Origin of the sequence: Providencia sp. PROV024, assembly GCF_032709665.1 — a bacterium.
In the GTDB taxonomy this organism is placed as follows: Bacteria; Pseudomonadota; Gammaproteobacteria; order Enterobacterales; family Enterobacteriaceae; genus Providencia; species Providencia huashanensis.
The window spans coordinates 132,750-157,348 of sequence record NZ_CP120546.1 but is presented as its reverse complement, the minus strand read 5'-3'; the positions used below and the strand labels follow the sequence as shown (position 1 = coordinate 157,348).

At 48.0% G+C, this 24,599-nt stretch carries 28 protein-coding genes; 11 read left to right on the top strand and 17 right to left on the bottom strand.

Translation table 11 applies throughout. From position 1 onward, the window contains the following. Positions 1–13 precede the first annotated feature (13 nt). The 4 genes from P3L56_RS21920 to mobH are packed head-to-tail and all read right to left on the bottom strand — an operon-like array spanning position 14 to position 5,657. Complete coding sequence (locus tag P3L56_RS21920) at positions 14–664, bottom strand: DUF4400 domain-containing protein (protein WP_042847258.1); 651 nt, start codon at positions 662–664, stop codon at positions 14–16. Continuing rightward, a complete protein-coding gene (locus P3L56_RS21915) occupies positions 657–1,034 on the bottom strand; it encodes a hypothetical protein (RefSeq protein WP_052219382.1) in 378 nt (125 codons plus the stop codon). Before P3L56_RS21915 ends, P3L56_RS21920 begins: the two co-directional genes overlap by 8 nt. Further along, complete coding sequence (gene traD, locus P3L56_RS21910) at positions 1,031–3,004, bottom strand: conjugative transfer system coupling protein TraD (RefSeq protein WP_042847261.1); 1,974 nt, start codon at positions 3,002–3,004, stop codon at positions 1,031–1,033. The genes P3L56_RS21915 and traD overlap by 4 nt, the downstream gene beginning before the upstream one ends. Then, the gene (mobH, locus tag P3L56_RS21905) at positions 2,997–5,657 is read right to left on the bottom strand and encodes a MobH family relaxase (protein WP_191901256.1); all 2,661 of its coding nucleotides are present in this window, start codon (positions 5,655–5,657) and stop codon (positions 2,997–2,999) included. The genes traD and mobH overlap by 8 nt, the downstream gene beginning before the upstream one ends. A gap of 147 nt (positions 5,658–5,804) precedes the next feature. Between mobH and P3L56_RS21900 the strand changes: the two genes are divergently transcribed. From P3L56_RS21900 to P3L56_RS21890, 3 genes are all read left to right on the top strand, one after another. Next, positions 5,805–6,380 carry a hypothetical protein gene (locus tag P3L56_RS21900; RefSeq protein WP_042847265.1) on the top strand — a complete coding sequence of 192 codons (576 nt, stop codon included), beginning with the start codon at positions 5,805–5,807 and terminating at the stop codon, positions 6,378–6,380. A gap of 35 nt (positions 6,381–6,415) precedes the next feature. Beyond that, a complete protein-coding gene (locus tag P3L56_RS21895) occupies positions 6,416–7,342 on the top strand; it encodes a thioredoxin domain-containing protein (protein WP_272686064.1) in 927 nt (308 codons plus the stop codon). A 156-nt stretch (positions 7,343–7,498) separates the two neighbouring features. After that, complete coding sequence (locus tag P3L56_RS21890) at positions 7,499–8,506, top strand: hypothetical protein (RefSeq protein ID WP_052219384.1); 1,008 nt, start codon at positions 7,499–7,501, stop codon at positions 8,504–8,506. A gap of 35 nt (positions 8,507–8,541) precedes the next feature. On the opposite strand, the gene P3L56_RS21885 is transcribed toward P3L56_RS21890, so the two are convergent. After that, positions 8,542–10,017, bottom strand: coding sequence for a 3'-5' exonuclease (locus tag P3L56_RS21885; RefSeq protein WP_042847267.1), 1,476 nt, complete (start codon positions 10,015–10,017; stop codon positions 8,542–8,544). Positions 10,018–10,225: 208 nt separating this feature from the next. Between P3L56_RS21885 and P3L56_RS21880 the strand changes: the two genes are divergently transcribed. From P3L56_RS21880 to P3L56_RS21870, 3 genes are all read left to right on the top strand, one after another. Then, a complete protein-coding gene (locus tag P3L56_RS21880) occupies positions 10,226–10,606 on the top strand; it encodes a hypothetical protein (protein WP_042847269.1) in 381 nt (126 codons plus the stop codon). Further along, positions 10,603–10,893: a DUF1294 domain-containing protein gene (locus P3L56_RS21875; RefSeq protein WP_226617172.1), complete on the top strand. Its 291-nt coding sequence runs from the start codon at positions 10,603–10,605 to the stop codon at positions 10,891–10,893. The genes P3L56_RS21880 and P3L56_RS21875 overlap by 4 nt, the downstream gene beginning before the upstream one ends. Positions 10,894–11,015: 122 nt before the next feature. Beyond that, positions 11,016–11,933: a LysR family transcriptional regulator gene (locus tag P3L56_RS21870; protein ID WP_042847272.1), complete on the top strand. Its 918-nt coding sequence runs from the start codon at positions 11,016–11,018 to the stop codon at positions 11,931–11,933. Between the two features lie 65 nt (positions 11,934–11,998). Here the strand turns inward: P3L56_RS21870 and traA are convergent, their stop codons facing one another. Continuing rightward, entirely contained in the window at positions 11,999–12,334 is a 336-nt protein-coding gene (gene traA, locus P3L56_RS21865) for a TraA family conjugative transfer protein (protein WP_042847274.1), read from the bottom strand. Positions 12,335–12,662: 328 nt separating this feature from the next. Between traA and P3L56_RS21860 the strand changes: the two genes are divergently transcribed. After that, positions 12,663–13,298, top strand: coding sequence for a phospholipase D family protein (locus tag P3L56_RS21860; RefSeq protein WP_080750914.1), 636 nt, complete (start codon positions 12,663–12,665; stop codon positions 13,296–13,298). A gap of 59 nt (positions 13,299–13,357) precedes the next feature. Here P3L56_RS21860 and P3L56_RS21855 read toward each other — a convergent pair whose 3' ends face one another. The 8 genes from P3L56_RS21855 to P3L56_RS21820 all read right to left on the bottom strand — a co-directional run bounded on the left by P3L56_RS21855 (position 13,358) and on the right by P3L56_RS21820 (position 19,230). After that, positions 13,358–14,050 carry a hypothetical protein gene (locus P3L56_RS21855; RefSeq protein ID WP_052219385.1) on the bottom strand — a complete coding sequence of 231 codons (693 nt, stop codon included), beginning with the start codon at positions 14,048–14,050 and terminating at the stop codon, positions 13,358–13,360. Positions 14,051–14,100: 50 nt separating this feature from the next. Next, complete coding sequence (locus P3L56_RS21850; protein ID WP_042847275.1) at positions 14,101–15,243, bottom strand: hypothetical protein; 1,143 nt, start codon at positions 15,241–15,243, stop codon at positions 14,101–14,103. Positions 15,244–15,530: 287 nt separating this feature from the next. Then, positions 15,531–16,601 (bottom strand): restriction endonuclease, encoded by a 1,071-nt coding sequence (locus P3L56_RS21845; protein ID WP_052219386.1) that lies wholly within the window; start codon positions 16,599–16,601, stop codon positions 15,531–15,533. A 9-nt stretch (positions 16,602–16,610) separates the two neighbouring features. Further along, entirely contained in the window at positions 16,611–16,982 is a 372-nt protein-coding gene (locus tag P3L56_RS21840; RefSeq protein WP_042847277.1) for a hypothetical protein, read from the bottom strand. A 20-nt stretch (positions 16,983–17,002) separates the two neighbouring features. Beyond that, on the bottom strand, positions 17,003–17,317 hold the full coding sequence (locus tag P3L56_RS21835; protein WP_210790177.1) for a hypothetical protein: 315 nt from the start codon (positions 17,315–17,317) through the stop codon (positions 17,003–17,005). Between the two features lie 127 nt (positions 17,318–17,444). Continuing rightward, positions 17,445–18,041 (bottom strand): hypothetical protein, encoded by a 597-nt coding sequence (locus tag P3L56_RS21830; RefSeq protein WP_162762204.1) that lies wholly within the window; start codon positions 18,039–18,041, stop codon positions 17,445–17,447. A 35-nt stretch (positions 18,042–18,076) separates the two neighbouring features. Continuing rightward, positions 18,077–18,814, bottom strand: coding sequence for a signal peptidase I (gene lepB, locus P3L56_RS21825; RefSeq protein ID WP_052219387.1), 738 nt, complete (start codon positions 18,812–18,814; stop codon positions 18,077–18,079). Then, complete coding sequence (locus tag P3L56_RS21820; protein ID WP_042847283.1) at positions 18,811–19,230, bottom strand: hypothetical protein; 420 nt, start codon at positions 19,228–19,230, stop codon at positions 18,811–18,813. The genes lepB and P3L56_RS21820 overlap by 4 nt, the downstream gene beginning before the upstream one ends. A 186-nt stretch (positions 19,231–19,416) precedes the next feature. Here P3L56_RS21820 and P3L56_RS21815 point away from each other — a divergent pair, with 186 nt between their 5' ends. The 3 genes from P3L56_RS21815 to P3L56_RS21805 all read left to right on the top strand — a co-directional run bounded on the left by P3L56_RS21815 (position 19,417) and on the right by P3L56_RS21805 (position 22,365). Continuing rightward, complete coding sequence (locus tag P3L56_RS21815; protein WP_042847286.1) at positions 19,417–20,202, top strand: hypothetical protein; 786 nt, start codon at positions 19,417–19,419, stop codon at positions 20,200–20,202. Between the two features lies 1 nt (position 20,203). Continuing rightward, positions 20,204–21,313 (top strand): toxic anion resistance protein, encoded by a 1,110-nt coding sequence (locus P3L56_RS21810; protein ID WP_042847288.1) that lies wholly within the window; start codon positions 20,204–20,206, stop codon positions 21,311–21,313. A gap of 68 nt (positions 21,314–21,381) precedes the next feature. Further along, complete coding sequence (locus P3L56_RS21805) at positions 21,382–22,365, top strand: hypothetical protein (protein ID WP_042847290.1); 984 nt, start codon at positions 21,382–21,384, stop codon at positions 22,363–22,365. A gap of 48 nt (positions 22,366–22,413) precedes the next feature. Here the strand turns inward: P3L56_RS21805 and P3L56_RS21800 are convergent, their stop codons facing one another. Beyond that, positions 22,414–22,605, bottom strand: a complete 192-nt coding sequence (locus P3L56_RS21800) for a hypothetical protein (protein ID WP_042847293.1) — start codon at positions 22,603–22,605, stop codon at positions 22,414–22,416. Between the two features lie 192 nt (positions 22,606–22,797). On the opposite strand from P3L56_RS21800, the gene P3L56_RS21795 reads away from it, so the two are divergent. After that, positions 22,798–23,103, top strand: coding sequence for a hypothetical protein (locus P3L56_RS21795; protein ID WP_042847295.1), 306 nt, complete (start codon positions 22,798–22,800; stop codon positions 23,101–23,103). 48 nt (positions 23,104–23,151) lie between these two features. On the opposite strand, the gene P3L56_RS21790 is transcribed toward P3L56_RS21795, so the two are convergent. Together P3L56_RS21790 and P3L56_RS21785 are read right to left on the bottom strand one after the other, a co-directional pair. Beyond that, entirely contained in the window at positions 23,152–23,394 is a 243-nt protein-coding gene (locus P3L56_RS21790) for a hypothetical protein (protein WP_272686063.1), read from the bottom strand. Positions 23,395–23,405: 11 nt separating this feature from the next. Beyond that, complete coding sequence (locus P3L56_RS21785) at positions 23,406–24,452, bottom strand: hypothetical protein (protein WP_272686062.1); 1,047 nt, start codon at positions 24,450–24,452, stop codon at positions 23,406–23,408. Positions 24,453–24,599 lie beyond the last annotated feature (147 nt).

The window sequence follows — 24,599 nt, the reverse complement described above, 5'->3', positions numbered from 1 at the left end:
TCGGGGGAGGAATTTAGATGCGTTTTGGAAGGTTACTGATGAGCAACGAACTGCCTATTGGGATCATCACAATCATGATGAGGGCACCAATCATCGGCGGTACTGGCAGAGGGACAAACAGTGACAGCAAAATACTGTAAATCCCCCAACCAATCAGCACCATGCTGCGGCGGTTAAGAAACGGTGACGAATAGGCAAACGTGTATCGCTTAGCGTTCCAGCGCATGATCCCAGCAAAGAGAGAGGGAAGTGTGACCACAAGCATGTACGGAAGCCAGTATATATTCAGGGTCAATCGATACACGATCATATAAAACCAGTAATTCAGGTTTTCGGCCATGTTTCGGAAGATGGAAGCGAAAAGGAAAAGTGGACCACCTTGATTTGCCATATCGGATGAATCGAGCTCATAGAAGTCACGCAAGAAGCCATCCACTCCAGTATTTACAAAGAATGAACGGTAGTTTTTGTTGACGTCCGAGATCACTGGTGTGAAATCCGTATCGCCGATCAATCGCTGGCCCCAGGCAACTTCTTTTTTCACGTTCTCGTAAAAATACGAGGCCGGGAAAAACATGGAAATGACGAACAGTATTGCCGTACTGAAGATGATAATCATCTTTATCGTCTGGGGCCATTTCTCTTCGGTTAATTGGTCAAGCATGTAAGATCCTTAATGCGAGTTTATCCGCCACCGCATTAATGAGCTCGCTATTCAGCCTGCGGGGTAACTGACTTGTAGTTGCCAGCTCGTTGAACCCTATTTTTCCGCCAAGGTGCTCGGTGACGAAATTAGCCAACGTAATGAAATAAACCGCCAGGCGTTCCCAGTCATTTAGAGGGCAATCAACCTGTTGGTTATATGCCATCACCGAGGACTGCACCGCATCGGCCACCAGCCCCTTAGTCAGGGTGCTAGGCAGTAAGGAGATGAGTGATTGCGTAATAGGCTCAACACACGGCCACACCAGCGTTAAGCTGTCATACGCGTTGCAATCTTCTTTACGTAAAAAATAGGTTTTCATTTTGATCATGACTTTTTACCCCCAACACGAATACGCGACTTCTCACCCCGAACTTTCTTCTCGTACAGTTTGAGGAACTTCAGGGCTTTCTTACTGGCCTGGTTGAAGGCCTTATCTCCCTTCGGTGACATAATGATGGGCACTTTACCTTTGACGATTTTGTTCGCCTGGTTAATTGCCATAAATTCAAGGTTTGGTAACCAGCCCAGCAACGGAGAAGGGAACAACTCGCCTTCTTCTTCCATAATGCGTTCACTGACCGAACCAGAGATCATTTCAGGGTCAGCACCAGCACTGGAGCCATGCCCGCGCATGACATACTTGAACTTGGTCATTGGTACACGCTTCATGACGGCCTCTTGCGCATCAGGATCGGGGGTACGCAACGCAGTAAAGTGGTTGGTGTTGGTGACGATTTGTTTCATCTTGGCTTCAGACCCCAGGCGCGCCTCAAAGTCGCTGGTGGACTGAGATGAAATAAATAGGCGGAAGCCCGCGCCACGGGTTTTGTTCAACATCTTGATCACTTGATCGTTAATGACCTCAGCAGCTTCGTCGATAAGAACCATCACTGGGGCCAGGTCATCCCCGCGTGGTTTCATAAAGTTGTACACGTCCGCTGACACACTGGTGATGTCTGACAAGAAGATAGAGCCCACCGCCGAACCAGTTTCTGCATCCGCTAAGGAGTCTAGCCCCATGTACAGCATGCCTCCGGTTGTGATGATGTCGCGCACGTTGGAGATAGGGCGGAAGTCATTCAACTGGGATTCATCGTCACTGTCCGGGGATAGTAATTCAGCCATGAAACCCTGAGTCAGCTGGCTGAGGATAGGCATCACGTTGAGGATCATCTTCTGGAAGTGCTCACGCTGGTGGCCGAGCATATCCAGCCCTGCTTCAATGCTTGGGAAGCTGCGGTTTGCTTTGATGTCGTTGCGGTAAATTTCGGCGCAAATATCAGCGATTTCCTTTGGCCCCTTCGCTTTGTTTGCATAACGATCCATGCGCATGGCGAAAATACGGTCAAAGTCATCTTCACCGAGCACCTGACGGCCAATTTTGGTCACTGATTTGATGATGAGATCAGCCAGAGATGATACATCCGACCCCAACTGGGTTTTCACGTTCTTGAGCGTGGGTTTCAATTCGCAGATTTTCATCAGTTCTACGACTGTGGTTAAGGACATGATACCGAACGATACGAACGGGTCACTGGTGCCATCGGCACGCTGGATAACGGATGTAATACGGTTAGCTACTTCACCTGCACGAGTGTAGTTGGTGATCGGAGAAATGCGCGCGGATTTCTCCGGGTGCGCCAGCGACATGTAGTTGAATTTATCTTCGCGGTTCACCAAACGCAGACACATTTCCATCCAGTCAGCCAACTCTTCATCGTTTTTCGGGTCGATGAGAATGAGCGGTTGTTTCTTCAGTGCTGCCTGAAGGATGAGCAACTTATAGTATGTTGTTTTACCTGAACCGGTTGTACCGGTCACCAGGGTATGCAATGACAGCAGATCTTCAGCGACTCGTATCCATTGTTGCTTTTCACCAAGCGCATGGATCCAACCCAAACCCATGAAGTTTTCTGGCACCTTGCTAACGAACTTTTTGATGTCGCGCTTGATGAGTTCGGAGGCTAACTGACCTTCAGGTTGACCCCATTCAAAACCATACCCCAGCAGGTAGCTGTCGGGGAATTTCATCATGACATCAATAACGGATTCCAACTCCATTTTCAGAACGTTAGGCTTTCGCTTTAACCGGCTCTTATGCTTGTAAATATCCCATGCGGAAGGTACGGAACGAGCCGCATAGGCCGCTTGTACCGCAACAGCCAAATAACAAGGAACCGCAGGCATATTGAATGCGGCATTGACCGCCAGTGAGGCAGCAATCCCCACACCCCAGCCTGCAATTTCCAGCGCCTCAAAGTTGGGGCGCCAGCGCATGTTATAACTCCACTCACTCATTATCATTCACCATGAAATTTTGAATATTGCTGTTAACGAGGATGTAATCGACACCAGTACGGGTCACGTAGTCGAAATTATCGATCAGTACCTGTTGGAACTGATTTGCGTTGATGTTCAGATCTTGTGCAATACGGCGTTTTTGCAGCGAGGACAAGGCGATCACTGGGTCGCCATTGAACGCAGTTTTATTTGCCCCTTTGGTGGCAATGGCGCGATAGACTTCGGTCATATCCACACTGATGTCGGTCAGGTCAAACGGACTTAGGCTGGCACGATAACGGTGACCTGAAAGCTGGTCGATGTCAGTATTGAGCTCTTTACGCAAGTAGAAACACATTTGCGAACGATGGGTGTAATACTCGCAAGGAGCCTCCATAAACGGATACCAGATCCAATCTGCATCCCGCATCGGTTCGAAGAGTGAGTCCTCAACCCCGTTCTCCAGGATGATGCAGCAGTGGCCGCTTTCATGGAAAAGGGCAGACTGATTCGCGGCCACGTAGGACGCGAGTTTGTCCTTGGCAAGATCTGAGGCATTGCGGAACAATGGGCTTTGGTCTTGGTGCAGTGCAGTCAGTTGTTCGGTACCAAATGCCACCTCGTTATTCTTGTTGTAGCCAAAATCATTTTCCGGGGTCACTGGCGTAAAATTCCCATTGTCCACTTCGTCCTGTACGCGTTGGATTTTTGCTCTTGCATCAGACATAGGGTCGATAGCCGGTTTTTTCTCAACCAGATTCTGTTCGTCATTTTGATACCCATCAGCGACAGCGTGGTTTTTGAGAGTCTCCCACAAAGATAAGGTTTCACGGTCAAACTCTGGCTCCTGATAATGCTCTGGCTCCGACATGATTGGAGGGGGCATTTCGGCAGAGGTATCTTGCTTGCTCAAAACGTCTTTCAGGCTCCGTTGTTGTGGCCCAACTTTGGCTATTTTTGCTTCGGGCGAAGAGGTTTTAACAGGCTGACTTTGTTCAATTGGAGTCTGGAATGCTACCCCTGGTTTTTGATTAGCCAATTCCGCTTGTGCTTTGGCTTTCGCGTCCTGACGGGCATTCACTTTTTCGTAGTCAGCATCAGACAGAAGATTCAAGTGATGCAGTAGCTCGTGGGCGTTATCAGAGGTCACCGGATTCGAGGCTCCAAACATATTATCCAGCGGATTGTCATTCTCATCCGGCAGCAGAGTGCCACCTTTCAGGATTTCAGGATCGACGTCAGCCGGAATGCTGTTTTCACGCGGCTCTTTATTCCCCACGAAAGGACGACTTTCTTTCAGCACAGGGATGTTTTTCCCTTTACTGGTCTGGAATTCACGCCATTCGCTCTCAATTCGGATACGGGAGGAAATAGGCAGCGGCTCCATTGTGTCCACAAACAGAACGTCCGGAGAGATTAGACGCAGGCAACTCAGCGCTACTTTCGGCTCTTTACTGTTACGCGAATCGCGGTCATTCATGATGTGTGGGGCAATTCGCCAATATGCGGTATCTTCGTTTTTATTTACGTTCGGAATGCACAATTTGTAGCTCATCATCAGATCAGCCAGACTGTTGGCCGACTGCGGGATCACTGCACCGGACTTCTTCACGGTGTTGGTGATGTCTTTGACCGCAGTACCCCAAACGATAAACACGCCATAGGTGGTGACCCAAATCGGGTTGCCGGGTTTGTTGGGTTGCCACACTCCTTTCTTAAGTAGGTGGCGCATGGCATCTACGATGCGTTGGACCGCAGGCACACCCGATTGCGTTGCACGTACCGCATCACCGCCGTAGCGTTGCAGGTCGTGGCGGACAGAAATAACGTCAGATTCCTTCACAATTTTAAGGATCTTGTTTTTCATTTCAGGGGCGTTTTCTTCAGTGGCATCCAGGCGAACGGTACTCACGGCCATTGCCCGAGTCAGCTCGTTATAGATGTCGTTGCCTTCGCTCAGCAGGAACTCATGCAGGATTTGCGGCATGATCATCATCATCATGGCGGTGGTGCTGGAGTGGTGCTGCTGGTGGCGCGAGCTCTTCCAAACGAGGAAGTAACGTTCAATTTTATTGGCTTTTGCCCATTCATGGATCGGGGTGCGCCCCGGAGGCCAGTGATAGGTGCCGGATTTGTCCCAGACTTCGTAATCGGTAAACGGCTTGCCAATGTCATGCAGAAGGCCCGCTGTCGCAATCGCAAGACGCCAGGCCAACATGCGGCTGGATTTCACCACGGGCATTTCCATCGAATCGAATTCAATGTTTTTGGCTTTACGGATGCTCTGGAAACATACTTCAAGAGAATGGCGCATCAGTCCACTCTGCGCTCGGTGGTGGTGGTGTTCCGATGCAGGGAACAGCTGCACGAAGTTCGCAAAGCTATCAAGCATCGGCATCATCAGCTGCTCAAATTCGCTATCTCGGATATTCAGTTCGCGTTTAATGGCCTGGATCATATCGGTCTGCTTTTCACGCAGAATGTAGCTTCCCGGTATCAGTGCTGGAAAACCAATTTCGGCAGGCGGGTAGCGCAAAATGTCACCCCGTACAACCATTGAATCCACACCGTCGCGCATAGAGTCGATTTCTTCGAGGGTCTCCAGGGGGATGTTAATCTCGCTCTGTTCCTCATTTTTTTTGCCAAACAGCGTTTTGATGATCTTCAGCATTTAAAGCTCTCCGTTGTAGTGCAAGTACGATAACCCATGACTGGGGGTGTGCAGGAACGAAAAGGCCATCGTTTTGTCGGCTAAAACGGTAACTGGCAATTTTAAAAAAAAGGATAATGTCTGTGCTTTCTAACCGGAGAAGAAGTGATGAAAACCCGTAAACGTTTCGCATTGCCATTGTTGGCAACCTTAGTCATAGCCACCTTGACCGGGTGTGCAGCGGATGAACCAAAGGCCCCTGAACGCACCTATGTTGATGAAACGCAGGTGACGGTGGTCAAGGCGACTTACCCTGAAGGCTATGAGTTTTCAGAGTCTTACTACAGCACTGAACGTGGCGGTGCTGCACTGCGCCACCCAGGCTATGAGCATACGCTTGTGAGCCCATATGCCGTTCATGACCAAACGGGTAAGCGGTATGTTGCACACGATCTGGACACCCAGATTTTACTGACCAGTGTATCCAGCAGTGCCTATGCTAACGGCCCGCGCGGGACATTTACTCAGTCACCCAGGTTCTGCGATGAAAATTCGTTCATGCTGCCGAACAATAAGCAAACTGCCAAACGTGGCGAGTACCTGCAAATTAAAGAGCGTTATTGCTCTACACCAGGTTACCGTCTGAGCCAGCATGAAATTGACGTGCTGACCCGTGGCGAACCGGAAGAACTGCGTCAGTATCGACTCAAGATGTATGTCGATAACCAGTTCACCAAATTTTAAGTGACTAATTAATTCTTAAGTGGGGTAAGAAAATAATGTCCAAGCAAGTCAATAAAATTCAAGTCGTTGGGTCAATTGCAATTGGCGTGATGATTGCTGTGTCAATGGGCGCAAGTCTTTACACTGCCGTGCAAACGAGCGCCATCAAGACCAAACTTAACGCGCTTCAATCGCAGGTGGTTGAAGTCGAAAACTTTAGCAAAAGCATATCCGCAAGTGTTGAGGGGCACTTTGCGCAGTTGGCTAAATCCGGTGGTGGTGGCGTTGGTGCTAACGGTGATGTTAAGTCGGCGGTACAAGCTGCGTTAGCCGGTTTGGAGGAAGATAAGCTGGCAGAGAAACGCGCTGAACTATACAAAGGCTGGGAACAGGTCAGTGTCAACAAAGACGGGCGCTACATCTACGGTAATCCGGACGCACGATTCACGCTGGTGAATTATGAAGACCTGGAATGTCCGTTCTGTAAGCAGTTCCATAAGACGCCGAAATATCTGGTCGATACGGCCAATAATGGCGCGGTGAACTGGGAATGGCGTCACTTCAACCTGGCTTTTCATGAGCCAATGGCAACCAAAGCGGCAATGACAGCAGAGTGCGTGGCAGAGCAAAAAGGACCGAAAGGCTTCTGGGGTGCGACCAACTACTGGTTTGAGCACACGCAGGGCAATGGCAAAGGCTTTGAAGACAGCGCAGGCATCCCTGCATTGTTTGAGCTGGATAAAGCAGCGTTTGACACCTGTATGCAGGATCCGAAAATCATCCAGCGCATCAAGCGTGATATGGATGCCGGTACCAAAGACGGCGTAAACGGGACGCCAACTACCATCGTGATCGACAACAAAACCGGTGAACGTGAAAGCATTGTCGGCGCGAGACCATTCGCAGGCTTCGTTGACGTCATTGAGCGAATGGTGAAAGGTGGTTTAGAGAAAGCTCCCGCACCGGCACAGGCCAAAAAATAAATGTTGATGCCCGGTTTCGCCGGGCATTTTTTAATGTTCATTGAGTATCCCAGAAAAGCCATTGATTTATTCTAAAGGTTATTAAAATCTTCCGTCTCAAATCGTCTTAAATGTTGATATAATTAGTCATTAAAACATTAATTATAAGTGGAATGAATGGAAGGCGAAAAGGAAAAAGTCAAGATTTTCTATTCTTGGCAATCAAGCTATGACGAACGCAAAAATAGGTTCTATATTCGTGATGCTTTAACAAAAGCAGTGACGCATCTGAATGAAAAACAATCAACATTCATATATGAATGGGATCAAGCCACGGATTACTCATCAGGAAGTCCTGACATTTTAGCAACTATATTGGCTAAAATATCGGCATCACAAATCGTGATTAGCGATGTGACAGTGATACCTCAAAATGGGACACCTAAAAATGAATTTCCAAATCCTAACGTTATGTTTGAACTGGGTTTTGCAGTTGCAAAAATAGGTTGGGGGCGAATAATTACTTTGTTGAATAGTAGCGAAGGGCATGGCCCCAAAGACCTACCATTTGACATCAATAAGCAGAGGGTTTCACTATATAATTCGAATAGAGATGACGGAAAGAAAAACCTAGAAAAGTTACTTATATTCGCCATTGAATTGATCACCTCTAATAACCCTGCATACCCTAATGAATCTGACCCAGCCATAACAGAAAAAATCAAGCGCCAGAGTGATATTAATACCCTGACCGGTTTAATGAATTATCTCGATACAAATATACTTGATTATTATTTTGAGGCATTGCCTAACATAATGTATTTTGATGGCTCAACCTGCTGGGAATCATTTAGAGCGATATTCAAGTCAAGTGCATTTTATTTGTATGACACTACAACTTTCAAAATACTGAACAATATTTATGAAAACTGGAGTCAATTAGTTGAAGCTGGTCAGTTTTTTTATGATCATCACCAGAATGGACTTGATTATATATTTCCAGGGAGAAAAAGGTACGAAAGCAGCGATGCTCAGATGGCTTGGGATGTTATTGGCTCGCTTTCAATGTCATTGCAAATGGAATTGGCTTCTTTAATAGAGAATTTAAAAAATAAATTCCCAGAGATAGATATTAATAAAACCAATAGTGAAGGCAGAAAAGATATCATCCGATCAAGACCTTAGTCTTATTGAATAAAGGCCCATTACGGGCCTTTTCTTTACACGATAATGATGGATTCGTTTCGTTCTCGCCTATGGTTATATTGTTCCAGCAGCTCCATCATTGAGCCATTAATGTTGATGCGGCTCTGTGTGCGGGTAATCGCGACATAAAGCAGGTTCATCTCATCAATAATGCTTTGTTTCGATTTCTTCATCATCAAAGCTTCAATAATGCTTGGGTAATCATCATTGAGGATAACGTTATCCCATTCCATGCCCTTGGATGTGTGAGCCGTGGTGATAATAAGATCAGCATCTTTGTGGGTACGAGCCTCATTCAGGCGCATCGTATCGACCATGCCGGGGATATCAACGTAGTTTTCCATCAACCTGATAGCCCGCATCATGTTCGTGTCTTTGGTCGTTTCGGCAATCTCCTGGAAGTTGGCCCAGTTACCGTAATCTGTCAGCACCCGAGGGTTTTTAATAGCTTCATAGTTACTTGTTTTCATGGCGTGAAGATCAAGCAACTCCCCCAGATTGTACTTACCGATACCACCATTCCACATGACACGCTTCCCCATCAGGATAGCCTCATAGGCAGAAGAAATGACTCCCATGTACGTTCGTGAGATAACAGCATGGAAGCCATGTTCGGCGATTTCATGAGGCTGACAAACTTCATCCAGCTTACCCAACCCTACAAGTGGGTGGGTTTCGCCAATCATGGATAAGACCACATTGGCAAGAGCTGCAACCATTGGGCCAAAGCGGAAAGACTTTGTCAGCCTGAGGACTGACGCGCCTTTTTCTTCAACAACGTCCAGCGCATTCTCTGCACCACGCCAGCGGTTAATCATTTGATGCTTATCGCCGACAAATAACTTCGCACACTTGTTATTGAGCACAATATCGAGTGTCACGGGGTTGGCGTCCTGAGCTTCATCGAACAGGATAATGTCATAGACCGAATCCAATGCAGGGTTAGACATCTGATAAAGCTTCAGTAACGTGTTATTCGTGCAAGGCACGTCAGATTCCTGATCGATTTGTTGCTTCCAGATCCGACGCGCTGCGCGCAATGCCGAATCCACGCGTGAAGGTGGGATTTTGTCAATGTTGCCGAGATCTTTTAATACGTGGGTCGTGTTAATTTCATAGTCAGCTGAGTTCATAAAGTGTGAAAGGCCATTGATAGCCAGTTTGACCACGCGCCAATCCTCTTCCTCCATCAGATCGCGGTACTCTTTAACCTGAATATTCAACTTTGTTTTATGGCGATAATGCTTAAAGCGTGCAGCGGCCAGCGCATGAGAGGTTTTGCACTCCACGTTTTTAGGGAATTTTTTCTCCGCCTCTTCACGGATAGACTTATTGAAGACCAAGTAAAGCATCTTCTTGTCTTTATGCGTGTCGGCATAGACCTTTAGTGTGAATGTTTTGCCCGAGCCTGCATAGGCCTGCACGCAAACCATCGATCCGGGCTCAGCCTTGTAGTCGATAATCCTCTGTTGCTCGTCAGTTGCTGCCATGAGCCTTCCTGTCGGTTGAAATGGACATAAATGGTACGATTTATACAACCGAGTTGGCACAAAAAAGGAGAGCGGATCGGGGACAAAAAAGGCTGACTAGTGGATTCATTCGGTGTCTCATAGAGACGATAAATTTGGGGAGGTATTATCGTAAAACTCGGTAGTGGTTACCGGTTTAGAAATCCCCACAACAACAGGCCATAAGTGCATGAAGAATCCCGATGAAGAACCCTTAAATAGCGAGCCCATTAGCCCAGATAGCCTTGTTAAAACGTTACGCACGCTGTATATGAAGAGCACGCGCGCCCTTCGTGAGTCTGACCGGCAGGCACAAAAGAAAAAGCAACTGCAAAAGGCCGTGCAGGATGCCACAATGCAGTTAAACGAACTAACCATTCAAAGTCTGGATGAGCAGCGCAGTGAGGCGTTTCTGGTGCAGCAGGATATAGCAACAAAAGCACTAAGAAAGGCCAATCGTAAACTGGCGAAGTTCTTTGATACAGCTGAGGAAGTGGAAGATCGCACTACGCTTGCGATGACAAACCTTCGGGATTATCTCTCCACGAATATTGATGAGAGGAATAAATGATGTTTTACGCATACTCGGTGCTGTGGATGATTGCCTGGAGCCTCATTTCGATTTACGTGTATCGTAAGGACAAGCAACAGGCTATCGAGAGAGGCCCGCGAGTAGAGGAATTAACGCTTGATGCGCTGGCCTTTCTCGGTGGTTGGCCGGGTTGCATCATCGCCCAGCAGATGTTCAAGCATAAAACACGTAGTGCATATCAGCGCCGATTTCGTGCTTTAGTAGGGGCCTGGGTGCTTGGCTATGCTTCTTTGTGGTATTTTTTGTGGGTTGGTCAAATTATCTAATCACCAGCATTTCAGACCAAAAAGGGAGGTTGCATTTTTAATGCGCCTCCCTTTTTGTTTACTTCAAAAAAGTAAATTGCAAAAATACAATCCTAGGCTGCAATTTTGCATGGGGAGGATGCATGTATTTATCGGGATGGGACGACGTCAAAGTTTTCCTTGCTGCTTTTCGAACCAATTCCTTGAGGGGGGCATCGATTCGTTTGTCGATGGATCAGACCACGGTAAGTCGAAGGCTAACAAATTTAGAAAAACAACTCGGTGCTAAACTGTTTTACCGCACGCCAGATGGATTAGTTCCTACTGAAGTGGCAGAAAGAGTGTTAGGTATCGCCCAGGAAATGGAGCGTAACTCTGTTTCCTTTCTGCGCTTGAGTGAAGGATCTAATGGTGAATTCTCCGGTGACGTATCAATAGCTACTACAGACAGGCTTGCAGTCGAATTCCTAATGTCAGCAGTTAAGATATTGAGAGATCGCTACCCCAATATTAATGTCACCATGAAACTTGGCGCACAGATGGCAGATATGTCGCGTGGTGAAGCTGAAATTGCCGTGCGAATCCAAAGACCTGCGGCACCAGATCTAATTGCTAAAAGGCTAGGGAGCTGGGATGTCGGCCTATACGCAACCCAGACATACCTTGATAAGTTTGGCCCACCAGAACTCGGCCAGCACCTTGCTAACCATGATATCGCTTTATACGACAATAAATTCAGCAGCCCTGTACCTGATACGATGGTAGGTGAATCTCGCCGAGATGCGCGGGTTGTAGCCAGGCTGACATCAAGCTTCTTACTCACAACCTTTGTGCGTTCGGGAATGGCTTTAGGGGAACTGCCATGCTACCAAGAGCAACGGTATCCTGAGTTAATTCGAATATGGCCGGATAAGGCCAGAAAGAAAAAATATGAAGTGTGGAAAGTCGTACATAAAGATGCCGCTGAACTCGCTAGGGTAAAAGCAGTATCAGAAGTCATTTCTGAAGTGTTTGAACGTGATATTAAGCCATTTGTCGCAGACCTACAAAGCTCGCTGTAATTTGCGCTACAAAGCAAAAACCCGACCGAAGTCGGGTTTTCTTGATGCTGGCCGTAGCCGCTGAATTAGATGCCAGCTGGCAGGGCGGTCGTTACGGCGCTGGTGGAAGTCATCATGCCGTTGATGATATCCGGCGCGTAGTACAGGCCGATGGCCGCACCAACAGCGACCGCGAAGGTCATCAGGGACTGGCGAACAACCGCAGCAGCAACGCCGACGATGACGATCAGACCCACCAGCACGCGGCCCAGAGAACCCTGCATGTAGGAAGTGATTGTGGCCCACACTTCGCTAAAACCAGTTTGCTCGGTACCTTTCGCGTAAACGGCGGTCACGCCCAGAGCCAGAACAGCGGAAGCAGCCAGAACAGATTTCAGGTTACGGGCGGAGATAGTTTTCATCGTTAACATCCTTTCTTGAGTTAAATTTCAGTTTTTGGATGTTCACCTGACTATTTAACGGGTTTCAGCAGGGAACGCAGATAAATATACAGATACCGAATACCTGATTCATTAAAAAAGCCTGACAGAAATACCTTGAAACATGAGAAATAAGGTGACTTTTTGATGCAAAAAGGGAAATGGTTAGATGTAATGGATAAAAATCTGATTTATTGAGTTTTCTGCATGTAGAAAAAAGGTGAACAAATCGCATGGCTAAACGTTTTGTTGCTTGTTTTCCCTGTGTTGTAATGGTTAGTGCAATTACAAACTTCTAAAATGGTGACTCATGGATCTCAAGAAAAAGCTTTTGGTCAGTTCCTTGGCTTTCACTCTCTCGTTATCAGCCCAAAACGCATTCGCGTTTAAATTTGACGATCTGCTTAACGGTCTGGGTAGTAGCCAAGAACAAAGCGAACAAATCCCTCCACGCGCACAGAAAGGCGCGCAGATAAACCACCAAACGCAAATCGTAATTGGCTTCTCGCCAGAAGGGTCAGCCCAGAAGGCGATCATCAATGCTATCCGCTCGGCAAAGTCAGAGCTCCGCCTGGCCGCATATTCCTTTACATCGAGAGATATCGTGAAAGAGCTGGTGGCAGCAAAGAAGCGTGGTATTGATGTCAAGATTGTGGTGGATGAGAAAGGCAATAAGAGCAAGCACTCTATATCAGCGATGAATACGGTAAGACTGGCTAAGATCCCAATCCGAACCAACGGGCGATATGCCATCATGCACGACAAGTTCATCGTGGTTGACCGGCAAACGGTGGAAACTGGATCTTTCAACTACAGCGATAGTGCGAATAAGCGAAACAGTGAAAATGCGATCGTGTTGTATAATTTACCAGAAGTGGCTGAGGTTTATCTGGAGCATTGGGAACGCCGTTGGGCAGGCGGGACCGAGCCGGAGATGAGCTATTAAGTTGGAAGTGTCAAGTTAGCGAACTGAAAACCACTCTATATATCGAGTGGTTTTTTTGTTCAACGCAAAATGGCGGTGAGCTCGCTCTCGTTAGTATCGACAAAGAACACCTCCCATAGCTTTTTCGCCAGGGTAGGGTTGATGACATTCACCTTGGAAATAGGCATCACACGACTCAGACCCAACCCCATAAAGTGCTCATAGAGCATGCGGGAGTGCCCACCAAACACACTTAGCGGCTGATTCAGAAGAAACACCACCTCTGCCATTGTTAAGCCTTCAACCTGCAACGTATAGCCCAGCGCGCGGGAACAAATCTCACGCATTACGCCGCGCTTAACTCGATAAATTTCATCTTCACTGAAGTGCTTTGGTAACTCACTTCGATCGCAGGTCATAGGGTCGATGCCGTCAATATAGCAGGCCGAATCATACTCAATACGGTACTGTGGCTCACCACTGTCATCGGTATTTTGCAGGCAACCAACCGGGTCAAGAATGGTGCCATCCTCCAGGACTAACCAGCCATACTGCGTATGAGATATTGAAAAAACGCCGTGATCACCATCGTTAACCGCCTCTTTATGTCGCGTTAGCCGAGTTCCCAACATTGCCTTACCACCGAAAACACCCCGCTGAAGAAGCGCACGACAAACTAGGTATGAATGTTGTGGTGTCCATTCGGCGTGAGGAATGCTGATACAGTAGCTTGTCGCAATGAGACGGATTCCATCAATAAGAGGGCTTATCATATTTACTCCGATAAAAAAGGCGTATCAAGGATACGCCTGTCCCATTGATCTTACTTTTTTGATTTCGGCTTTTGTTCAGGCTCCGCCGAAATGTAACGAAGGGAGTCAGTCCGCTGGCCCGGCTCACCAACACCTTGGAGAATCAGTGAATAGGTTCGCTTGCCTGCAACGATAAACAGATCCGTTGCTTGCGACCAGGAGGCCTTATTTTCACTGCGCTGGACACGGAGAATACCGCCAGGCAGCAATTTCAGTTGCCAACCTTTCTCGTCTGACAGGTAGGCACTTATGTTCTCACCCTTATCCGTTGGTAGCAGGAAGATTTTGGCAGCAAACGTGCTGTAGAGATAAACGGTATCCTGTTGTTGAGCTTTATACTCAACTTTCAACGCCGAACCTGTGTAGTTCAGATCCGAACCCGTCATCGTCATAGGTTGAGCGAACTGATTAGTAGCGGGGAGCTCAACGCGCTCCGGTCGGATAGGTTCTGGTGAGCCTGCTGGTGCAGGCTCAGCCGCCTGAGTTGGTACAGGAGTTGGTACTGGCTCAGGCGCTGGCAGTTCAGCCTTCGCTTGCTCTTCAGCCACTGGGGCCGCTTTTACGTCACCGCCCAGTGAAGGGGAAACGTCGGCTTCAGGTGAATTTTCCTCAGCGATCCCAAACTTGGCCGGGTCATACTCCCGCTCATTGCTGGCCGCAATTGGAGCAGATTGCTCTGCCTTAACGACATCTTCAGCCGGAAGGATTTCTGCCGTAGGCATAACAGGCTCAACCACTTCGGCTTCAACCGGAGTTTTAGTTTCAGGCAAACTGTTCTTCTTCAGTTCGGCAATTTCCAACGCGGGCGTTTGCGGCTCGTTTTTGCTATCAGTTGTTACGGCTTCGGCATTAGTCAGTTCAGACTCATGAGCTTGAGTGCCGCTGTTCTCAATGTCCTCTTTGACTTTATCAGTCAGCGCAACACCGTCGTTACCGATATTAACCGACATAGCTTCGACTTTCTCAGCCGGAGTTTTATCGCTCGTTAAAATAACAGCCGTCATCGCACCCCCTGCGATAATGGCCGCTACGATCACGGAAAGCACCGTCTTCTTCGATACTTTCTTCGTTGGTTCAGGCGTGTCCGCTTCCGCAGAGCGTTCACGCAAAATTTCCTGACCGTATTCAGCGCCAGTGCCGCGTTTCTCAGTCATCTATTTCCCCTCAAATTCATTCATGCACATTACCGATCACTGCAACGTTCGTTATGTTTACCCCGTCGCAGTTCAGCCTATTTAACAAACCCCGCAGAACGGAGCCCATGACCAACAGTGTTACCCTCACTGCCTGGTTGGATTGCTTGGTGATTATAACGGCATTGCTTCCGCTGCCGAAATTCAGAAGGGCGAAAAGGTCTGCGTTTTGCTTCCCTTTTCAGATGGAGTGGATATAAAAAAAGAACGCCGACTAAACGGCGCTCCATGAAAGAAAAGGTGAACGACTACAGTTCGCGGGTACCACGACAGTCTGGGAATAGGGAGCAACCAAAGAATGCTGACTTGCCAGATTTTCGAAGAACCATCTTTCCGCCGCATACCGGGCACAACGGCTCTTTCGCATCAATGGATTGAGTGGTTGCTTGGGACTTAGGGGGATTCTGTTCTAACTCTCCATTCCCTTTAATCATTTCGATCAGTTGTGTACCGTCGAGTAAAATAACCTTTCCTTTCACATTTTCGCGTTGAGCGAACTTCCATGCTTCATCGGTAAACAGGCCTGACGTAATAATGAATCCACGGTGAAAGCCGTCTGCGAGCACCACACCGTAAATTTCGCGGACAATAGCAACACCGACACGGTTTGTTTTCCAGTGTTTGCATTGCACCATTTCCCGGTGGCCGAAACCCTGAAGCTCAACATCCACACCACCGTCAGCGCCAGCCTGAGTAACACGGGCGCGATAGCCTTTAGTTTCGAAGAACTTGCAAACCACTTTTTCGAACTGATCCCACGTCATTCGCTCTAAGACCTGACGTGCATTGACGACTCCTTTTAGCTTGCCAAGCGCACGCCCTGAAGCCGATAACTGAAGATATTTAACGACCGTCCCAACAAAGAAACACAAGCCGATATAGAAAAGGAAAGCACCCACTAGCAGCGGTAGTTTGGCATGGAGCAGGTTCATGACAGAGACCATTTTGTCTTCAACCTTCTCACCGGGCGGGAACAACACATCGACAATCGCCTGGCTGATGGCACCTTGATACCCATAAGCATAGAGAAGGACCGTGATTGCCGCGATTGGAAGCCCGATATAGACACGAAATAGCAATGTGGTCTGAGGGGCATTTAAAGTGCGCCAATTTTCTTTTCTGAACCACGTTCCGACAACAACCCGCCCAGAGAACGTGAAAAACAGGAAAATGGACAACGTCAGCAGAAAGGAAATCAGCTGAATTTTCGAGCTCCCCGCAAAAATCGTATTGAGCACTATAATCAGGCCCGACATACCATAGAAGCGGATCCGCATTGCCTTTTCGGGTGTAACCTGACGTTTCTTTCCTTTCGACATTTACTGCACCTATTTTCGTTTTTTAGGCCAAGCCCGGCGAGCCTTGGCCCTCACCGACAGCTCATTGGAATTTAGAATCACGATGTCGTAAACGGCAATCAACCCCACTACGGATGGCGTGCCGTAAACGACAATTTCAGGGATGAGAGGTAGGTATGGTGAAATGACAGCATAGTAAACCACTAGTGATAAGACATACGTTGCCCAGATGTAGTAAATTTCTTTGCGGGCCAGCAAAAATACAGCGGCACAGAACAAAGCCATGTTTCCAACACCGATAATGTGGAAGAGCTCGGCCTCATTCTTACTGGCATATACAGCCAGGGCATAAACACCAGCTATCATTAACATTAAAACGTAGTTCACCACACGCAAAACCATATAAACCTCAACAAAGTAGCTTAGTCATTTGAATGTGCCGAGTTTATCATCGGCAGATCCGCTGACGAAATCACTCCAGTTTCGGCCGCAGGCACGTACCCAGCCATAGCATCCTGGTTATCGCATGCGATTTGGTTGGGGATCCAAAAATCCCCGTTCGTTGCTTCAACAAACCGAAAAACCATTTGGCAGGGGACATTTAGGACAGACGCGATAATCATGGTTTGGTTGCTCCCCTCAATAAATCGGGCGCTTTCATACTGAGCATCCTCAGCGAGCCCTTCGTTAAATAAGACTTGTAGTGCATCCAGCTCCGTCACTGGATCCGTCGTCACCTCTTTGCTCGGCGCTTTCTGTTGCGCTGGGGCTGACAGAGGTGTCACAGGCATCGGCTTTCCCGGCCCGACGTTAGCGCACCCCCCAAGGATTAGAACCATCAAAACTGACAGATATTTCATTGCATTACTCCTTCATGACGATGGAATTGTGGTTATTGAATAAGTGGATTACCTGCTGAGCCGATATATCCTCCCAGCCTTCAGGCATATCCGGTAGTTCATAGGTCATGGTATCTTCACGGGCATTCACGGGAATGGAGCAAACGAGAGAGAAGTTTCCTTGCTCGTCAGATATTGCCCATATTTGGGAAAAACCAATGACAGCCCCTGCCGTGACGCGCTGATTAATGCCCAGCATCATGCAGATAGCGCGTTGATATCCCATTGCACCAGGCTCACCGTATAGCGCACAATCAACACCTAGCGCAGTCAAAGCATTTACAGCTAATTGCATTAGCTCACGAGAGACAGCCTCACCAGCAGGGTTGTCATGACGCAAGGCATAGGGAATGTGATCAGTCTCAGCCAAAAGGGAATCATCCCCGGCCAACTTAAAGCCGGTCACTTTTTGGATGTGTTCATAACGTGAGCGGAAAAAATATTCAGGTACGCAGAAGTCTGGTCCTGAAAAGTTGATGAACCCAAGCCGTTCACAGACAGCCAGAGTCTGAGCTCTCCACTCATTGTAGGCTTCTACGGCACGAGCGAATTCAGCCACCATTTCAGGTGATTTTGTCTGGTAGAAGATTTCAATCATCATTTTCGCGCACCATCTGCACCTTGGCGGATCACTGCCATTTGTACGTCGAGCGCATCGTAATTGTTGAACGGATTAAAATTGAACAATGTGTGTATGACACGGGCATGAATCCGGTCATGCGGGACCAATCCTCGTAAAGGCTTTGGTGTGCCAGGTGGGTTTTCCCAGTAACGACTATCCCATGAGTGATCACGGTTGTCCCCGGCCATAAAGTAATAGCCTTCAGGAATAACCCAGCGACCTTTTGTTGGTACATAAGCAGCGTGTGTATCGATCACAAATCTGTACGGTTTACCAGTGCGCTCATCACAGGCCGAGAACACAAGGAAACCACCTTTTTCTTCGGTTTTTTGCCCCAGTACCCTACCATTGACTCGATACGTTTTGTCTGTGTCAAATTCAACCACATCACCGGGAATGCCGATAATGCGCTTTGTATAAAGCGTGCGAGGTACTGAAGGAGCCTTGAACACAGCTACATCGCCGCGCATTAATCGGCCATCGTCCAGCAATCCCCCCAGCCTGACCGCCGTAACATAGTCACCTACTTTATAGGTGGGCTGCATGGAGCCCGTAGGGACGCTGTAGATTGAGCCTATCCACCGATCACTGACAAACAACGTCACGGACAAGGCAAGGGCGATCACAAGCCAGGGTTGCGGTTTTCGGCGTTTGATGACATCTCGGCCCAAAACTGCCACCAGCCCGACAAATAAAATACCGAGCCCATTCATGAATGCACCGCCTTCAAAGAACGCGCGTAACGAGTGAGTGAATCAGCCAGGCGTATGTAAATTGACAACAGGTAGAAGTGATATGCGCTACCTTGCGCCATTTTTACGGCCAATGGATACTCTATTTCTTCGCCTCCTTCCATGATTATGAGGGACAAGTTGACGAATTGGTCATCACGACTAAAGCGTACACGGATTACCCGATTCGTTTTTACCGGCAGGTAATAACAGCGATACCCGATCACCGCAAAAACCAGTAAGAAAAGAGCCAGCAAACCGACTGGGACAATCCAAGTTAATTCCCCCGATAAACAGAACCAAAAGGCAACAGAAACAGCACCGTCAGTCAGTAACGTGAATACGCGGTTGAGCCGTAGGCGGCCAGTCAAGATCATCAATGGTACGAATCGGAGCATAGCTTCCTCCTGTTTATGGATGCGGACAGGATACCGAACACCTAACCGGTGACTGAGTTTTTTCATCGACAAAACGAAGACGAAAAAAAGGGGGCTTATTACTGATAAAAATTGACCTCATTTTCTTTGTCAGCAAATTTGTCGTGATAGCTTGAAGGTAGATTCTATTGTTCTTTAGGAGTGCGCATGTCCACCAGCCTGATTGCTCGGCAATTACCCGCGTTCGTCAATGACGCGATAGGCGTTGTTAGCTTTGGTCCCAAATTACTGTCCCATTCCGATGACATCCTTGATTTCAACGGTAACAAAATGACGCTGGAAGAAGCCATGAAATCGGGATCTGAAGATACGAAAATCAGCGAAACAAGCGCACTCTTGGTAAAGCACCTTGAGGCTTGTGACCCTGCGGTGTACTTCAAGCGCAAGACGGGATTCCTGTCCCGCATCTGGGATGCCCTGACGGGGTCAAAAGAAACACGCATGATTGAGTTCACCATGAATTGTCGTCGTGTCGATCGGCTGGTGGCACAAGCCCCATTGATACTGGAGCAGGCGCAAAAAGGCGTGCATATCTTGTTGGCGCTTGAGCAAATCTATACGCGTGACATTGAAGCTTTGGACGCTTACATCCAAGAAGGCCGGGCATTTATAGCCCAATATCGTGAAAGTGGGGAGGGGCTATCAGATCAGTTGGAGTACGGACTGACCCGCTTAGCTCAACGCATCCTTAATCTGGAAGTCACCAAAGCCTCTTCAGAAATGAATAAGGTTCAGGTAGGGATGTTGCTGCACTCTGCCGCAACAGAGGTAGACCTTCTGGATGCGGTTGTGAAAAGTGCAATCCCTATCTGGCATCACCAAATAAAACAACTGCGAAGTGGAGCGGCCAATATCGAGATAGATCCGCAAGTCGAACAGCGTTTTCGAACGTTGGTAAACAAACTCAACGATAACGTTAAAAAGGGTAGCTGATATGACCAACACAATCACTGTCACCGCTGATCAGATTATTTTGAACAAAGAGTCTGAAAAGTTTGCCGTCACCCCAGCTCAGCGCGATCAGGTCGCTGCCGTCGCAAACACCCTTGTGCTGGGCGATCCAAGGAGCGCACATAACTTTGGCCGCAGCAAATCACCCGATGGTGCCTATCTGGATAAGCTGTTGGAAAACGTTCATGTCTATAACCAAGGCAAGGACGGCAAGCGGCTGAATGAAATCGTTGAACTTGCTCGCGATATCAGTACGTCTGTACAGCCTGGCAAGGTGCAGCAGCTGTTACTGAAAATCCCAGTGCTCGGGTACTACGCGACGCGCGCACTTCGACTCGCTCATCGGGCGAATGACCGTTTTGACAACGTTAAAAACCAAGTCAGCTTACTGACGGAAGACATCACCAGCATCTCGACTGATCTCATTGGTCACAACAATAACCTCGACATTTTGTATGAGGAAGTGCTGGCCGAAGTGCATGAGTCGGGCATTAATATTGTGGCCGCAGGTTTCGCGATAGAGCATATTGAAGCCACCCTGAAACAGCGCCGCAAGGCATTGAAGAGCGACCCAGAAAACAATTTGCTTGCTTTGGAAGTCAGTAATATCGACCACCAGCTGGCCGTACTGAAAAAACGCAAAGTAGATATCATCATGACGCAGCAGAAATGCTTTGAGGATTTGACCATGATCCGAATGATGCAGCGAAATAACCTCAACATGCTTGACCAGTTTGAAACCATCAAGCGTGTAACACTCCCATCTGCCAAACGCGCTCACTTGCTGGTGGATCAGGCCACACAAAGTAACAACCGTTCAAAGCTGGTTCAGGCAGTGGGCGATGTCGTTAATGCGCAGGCGAGACACCAGGCAGACTTGGTCAGCGAGAGCTCCATCCGAATTGCACGGGAAGGACATCGCCCGGTGTATGATGAGTCAACATTGGAGCACATTTCAAACACCATCGGCGGTGCCGCGCGCGAGATTAAACGGATCCAACGTGAAAGCGAAGGCCACTACGCTCGCCTATCTGAACGTACAGACGCCTGGCAGAAGCACCGCCGTGAACTGCTTTTGGAACTGGCGGAATAATTTAGCAGTTACATCATAGGCCGAGTTATTCGGCCATCTCATTTAACGTTTAGTGTCCGGAGGGGGGAATGGTTAAGACAGAACCAGATATTGTCTCGACTGAAAAACGTATTCAACACAAGCGAAATCGATTGTTTTTGACGGGTTGCATCCTGTTGCTGCTTGCGGGTTTCGTCTGGATATTCAGTTGGATGCAACAGTTTGAACTGGATACACTCCATGCTATGGCGATCAATAAACCTGTTAATTTGTCTCTCGGTTCAGGGGCGTCGATAGAAGGGGGATTTGTCACAATCGGCGGGGTTATTGAAAAATACCTTTCGTATAGTATTCCATTTTTAGTTGCATTGGCCGTTGTCGTGGTAGGGATTGCGATAATGCAGTCAGAAGCATCGTACCTCATCATCATTGCGCCTGTCGCCGGTGTCATTTTTTCAACAATAATCCTGACGCATGATGAACCAAAATCGTTACCTAGCGCCACTTCGGTACGGACTGAAATACTTATTCCTGCCGGTGAGGTTAATGAATTACTGAGCGCGATCACGACAGAATACCCAGGGGTTGGCCTTATCCTGAAGGATGCGATGGAAAAGGGGAGCAATGATACAAATGCGGTTACCGCTTTTGAAGGTGAAATACGTTCAGGCTATGCTGCGGGTGACGCTCGTCGTGCGATGTCCATAAGCGTGGCATTGGTTCAGGCTCTGGCTGTGGCCGCGCAGAACACTTCTGACGAGAAGGAAGCTAACAAGCTTCTGGATAAAGCGAGCCGAGTCGCAGCCCTCAGTGTTCGAATTTTGAGGGATAATTATTTTGTGGATAGCGAGTTGGCATATCGATTATATGAATTGGCCCAGCGACTTGAGCCAAGCATTGTTAATGATGCCAAACCAAGCATTGAAGTGAAGTATCAGGAGTCGGCTGAAATCGCAGGAATATCACGAATACTGAACTGTGCTTTACTTGTGATGACAATGATACTCATCACGTTGTCTGGATTCGCAAATAGAAATCTGCGTTTGCTGAAGCAACTGAGAACGCAGCCGTGAACCACAATTCATAGAAACGAAGAGCCCCGGTTTTGCCGGGGCTTTTGATTAATGGTAGTGCTTGTTGTGATCGTTTTCCTCTTCTGCTTGAGAGGCCGCTGACATAATAGCCGGAGGTTCGGCGTAATCCTTTCCCTCATCATCCGGCTTCTTAAAGAATTTTGACCAAATGTAGTGACCAGCCAGTAAGGCAACTCCACCACCAATCATCAGCACATCAAACAAGTCGAGCTTAGGCATTTTTCTTCTCCAGTCAAAATGGGTCCATACCCGGCTGGCGTTTAACGCTTTCGGGCAGCGTAGGCAGTTCCCAATTTAAACACGGGCATTCTGACAAAAACACAGAAAAGGAGAGCGAAACGAGGGGGAAAAAAATCTGGCTCCATACAGTGCCATGAGATAATTAAGGCTCTTACCAACGCAGAGGTTTTAATGGCATTGATTATCCGAGCAGGAACCGGCCAGAGTGATACCACAGTCACCAAGGCTGATGAGCAAGGGCTTCTTGACCCTGTATTCGTTCAAAGCGTTCTGAAAGGGTACCCTGAGTTTTCTCAGCTAAGTCAGGGCATCACGTTGAATGGTGTGGTCTATGATCGTGTTCTCATGAATGAAGACGCGAAACACAGCGAGCTGGGTTTGAATCAACGAGCCACCACTTTGCTGGAGGAACATGTTTGCCTGGAAGGGCCGATCGTCGGTGATGTGTTGTTGCTAACGTCAGGAGAGCTTTACTGACACGTCGGTAATAAAAAGGCAACCATGTGGTTGCCTTTTCTTGTTGGATCATCCCAGCTGGTGGGGGTATTTGAGCCACCAGTCAGGTGAGTATAGGAAGTTTCCTTTCTCTTTCCAGCCAGCACCTATCAGCTGATCTTTAACAAAGTCAGGTTGTTTGCGTAGCGTGTCAATGGAAACTTCATCGACAATACAGACCGTTCCTTTCTCACCTTCAATCTCACTTTTAATGTAACGTGTCAGGCCGATGAGTTGAATGCGTGAGCTGATTGCACCTGCTGTCCGATCCATTTTTTTGGCTATCACGTCTGGCGAATGATGCTCCCCAAGTAAAGTGAATAGGAATTTATAGTTGCCAGCGAACCATAATTTACCGTTGCGCGTTTTTTCACGAGCAGGTGCTGGCTGGCGCTTTTCAGTGGATGTAGGTGGTGTCGAAGCTGCGGGGGTGGCGTTTTTTCAGCCAGAGGAGGGGGTTGAGGTGCTGCGGTATCAATAGCCTGTCGTTTGGCATTCACTGCTTTCAACAAGGTTGCAGCGGCCATCATGTGCTCATTACACCGAACTGGTGTATCGGCTTCTGTGACTGAAGCTTTCAGCGGCCAGGAGCCTGGAATCAGGTCGGTGATCTGGGTTGCGTCAGACCACCAGGTTGGGGCTGTTAATTGCAAACCATCAATGAGCCAGCCATTGTGCAACATAGGTAGCACGTCAAAATAACGCATTTTCGACAGCACTCGTGGCTGGATAGTTGCGCACATCCAGACCTTGGCCTCCCCTGAGTCTTCAGCAGTTCCGACACGAACCAAACCCATGATAGAGAGCTGTTGAATAATATTAGACATGCTGCGCATCAGTACCTGCGTTAGTGCATCCTTACTGGGGCGCTGAGACAGAGCTGTCAGCATCATGCCCACATCCTCTGGAGTCCAAGGCTTACCGTTATTGAGCAAGTGAACTGTTCGGCGAGCAGGCGCGTCAGCATCGTCGTTATAACGAAACGCAAGAGCAGGGCGTGATGTCCACCACTCAGGCGACCGCAGTGATTGCTCTCCACGCCATACCTGTGGAGCCCATCCCATCTCGGTCAGATTGCGATAAATGCCGGACATAGTTTTACCCAAGCAAGCAATACCGACCTGGTGATTTGGCACCAGGGTTATCTGGCTGAGGTCATCAATGTTTTCACAAGTGGCAATGTACAAATCCATCGCGATACACTTGCGTTGAATTTCTTCCACATCCTTACCGATGACTGACGATAAGGCTGTAAAAGAGTAGTTATCCTTCAGCCCCTTCACAAGCTTGAGTTCGTCAGTAATCGACCACGCGATGTTCTCTTGAGTCATGTTGAGGTCCTATTTGATTACTACAGTGCTGATATTTTAACCGAGGGCAAGTCACTATCGAAATTTTGTGACCTATTTTGCACAGGGTTATGTACAGAATTTGTGGATAAAATGGCGATCAAAAAGCTTGATTTAAATTTCAAAGGC

What these genes read in the sequence shown, in the direction of transcription:
- P3L56_RS21885 (WP_042847267.1), bottom strand. Translation starts at nt 10,017, where the DNA reads ATGGCAGCAACTGACGAGCAACAGAGGATTATCGACTACAAGGCTGAG.
- P3L56_RS21880 (WP_042847269.1), top strand. Translation starts at nt 10,226, where the DNA reads ATGAAGAATCCCGATGAAGAACCCTTAAATAGCGAGCCCATTAGCCCA.
- P3L56_RS21810 (WP_042847288.1), top strand. Translation starts at nt 20,204, where the DNA reads ATGACCAACACAATCACTGTCACCGCTGATCAGATTATTTTGAACAAA.
- P3L56_RS21840 (WP_042847277.1), bottom strand. Translation starts at nt 16,982, where the DNA reads ATGGTTTTGCGTGTGGTGAACTACGTTTTAATGTTAATGATAGCTGGT.
- P3L56_RS21845 (WP_052219386.1), bottom strand. Translation starts at nt 16,601, where the DNA reads ATGTCGAAAGGAAAGAAACGTCAGGTTACACCCGAAAAGGCAATGCGG.
- P3L56_RS21800 (WP_042847293.1), bottom strand. Translation starts at nt 22,605, where the DNA reads ATGCCTAAGCTCGACTTGTTTGATGTGCTGATGATTGGTGGTGGAGTT.
- traA (WP_042847274.1), bottom strand. Translation starts at nt 12,334, where the DNA reads ATGAAAACTATCTCCGCCCGTAACCTGAAATCTGTTCTGGCTGCTTCC.
- P3L56_RS21920 (WP_042847258.1), bottom strand. Translation starts at nt 664, where the DNA reads ATGCTTGACCAATTAACCGAAGAGAAATGGCCCCAGACGATAAAGATG.
- P3L56_RS21870 (WP_042847272.1), top strand. Translation starts at nt 11,016, where the DNA reads ATGTATTTATCGGGATGGGACGACGTCAAAGTTTTCCTTGCTGCTTTT.
- P3L56_RS21820 (WP_042847283.1), bottom strand. Translation starts at nt 19,230, where the DNA reads ATGCTCCGATTCGTACCATTGATGATCTTGACTGGCCGCCTACGGCTC.
- lepB (WP_052219387.1), bottom strand. Translation starts at nt 18,814, where the DNA reads ATGAATGGGCTCGGTATTTTATTTGTCGGGCTGGTGGCAGTTTTGGGC.
- P3L56_RS21850 (WP_042847275.1), bottom strand. Translation starts at nt 15,243, where the DNA reads ATGACTGAGAAACGCGGCACTGGCGCTGAATACGGTCAGGAAATTTTG.
- P3L56_RS21855 (WP_052219385.1), bottom strand. Translation starts at nt 14,050, where the DNA reads ATGATAAGCCCTCTTATTGATGGAATCCGTCTCATTGCGACAAGCTAC.
- P3L56_RS21915 (WP_052219382.1), bottom strand. Translation starts at nt 1,034, where the DNA reads ATGATCAAAATGAAAACCTATTTTTTACGTAAAGAAGATTGCAACGCG.
- P3L56_RS21875 (WP_226617172.1), top strand. Translation starts at nt 10,603, where the DNA reads ATGATGTTTTACGCATACTCGGTGCTGTGGATGATTGCCTGGAGCCTC.
- P3L56_RS21790 (WP_272686063.1), bottom strand. Translation starts at nt 23,394, where the DNA reads ATGGATCGGACAGCAGGTGCAATCAGCTCACGCATTCAACTCATCGGC.
- traD (WP_042847261.1), bottom strand. Translation starts at nt 3,004, where the DNA reads ATGAGTGAGTGGAGTTATAACATGCGCTGGCGCCCCAACTTTGAGGCG.
- mobH (WP_191901256.1), bottom strand. Translation starts at nt 5,657, where the DNA reads ATGCTGAAGATCATCAAAACGCTGTTTGGCAAAAAAAATGAGGAACAG.
- P3L56_RS21815 (WP_042847286.1), top strand. Translation starts at nt 19,417, where the DNA reads ATGTCCACCAGCCTGATTGCTCGGCAATTACCCGCGTTCGTCAATGAC.
- P3L56_RS21895 (WP_272686064.1), top strand. Translation starts at nt 6,416, where the DNA reads ATGTCCAAGCAAGTCAATAAAATTCAAGTCGTTGGGTCAATTGCAATT.
- P3L56_RS21795 (WP_042847295.1), top strand. Translation starts at nt 22,798, where the DNA reads ATGGCATTGATTATCCGAGCAGGAACCGGCCAGAGTGATACCACAGTC.
- P3L56_RS21805 (WP_042847290.1), top strand. Translation starts at nt 21,382, where the DNA reads ATGGTTAAGACAGAACCAGATATTGTCTCGACTGAAAAACGTATTCAA.
- P3L56_RS21900 (WP_042847265.1), top strand. Translation starts at nt 5,805, where the DNA reads ATGAAAACCCGTAAACGTTTCGCATTGCCATTGTTGGCAACCTTAGTC.
- P3L56_RS21830 (WP_162762204.1), bottom strand. Translation starts at nt 18,041, where the DNA reads ATGGTGGCTGAATTCGCTCGTGCCGTAGAAGCCTACAATGAGTGGAGA.
- P3L56_RS21785 (WP_272686062.1), bottom strand. Translation starts at nt 24,452, where the DNA reads ATGACTCAAGAGAACATCGCGTGGTCGATTACTGACGAACTCAAGCTT.
- P3L56_RS21890 (WP_052219384.1), top strand. Translation starts at nt 7,499, where the DNA reads ATGGAAGGCGAAAAGGAAAAAGTCAAGATTTTCTATTCTTGGCAATCA.
- P3L56_RS21860 (WP_080750914.1), top strand. Translation starts at nt 12,663, where the DNA reads ATGGATCTCAAGAAAAAGCTTTTGGTCAGTTCCTTGGCTTTCACTCTC.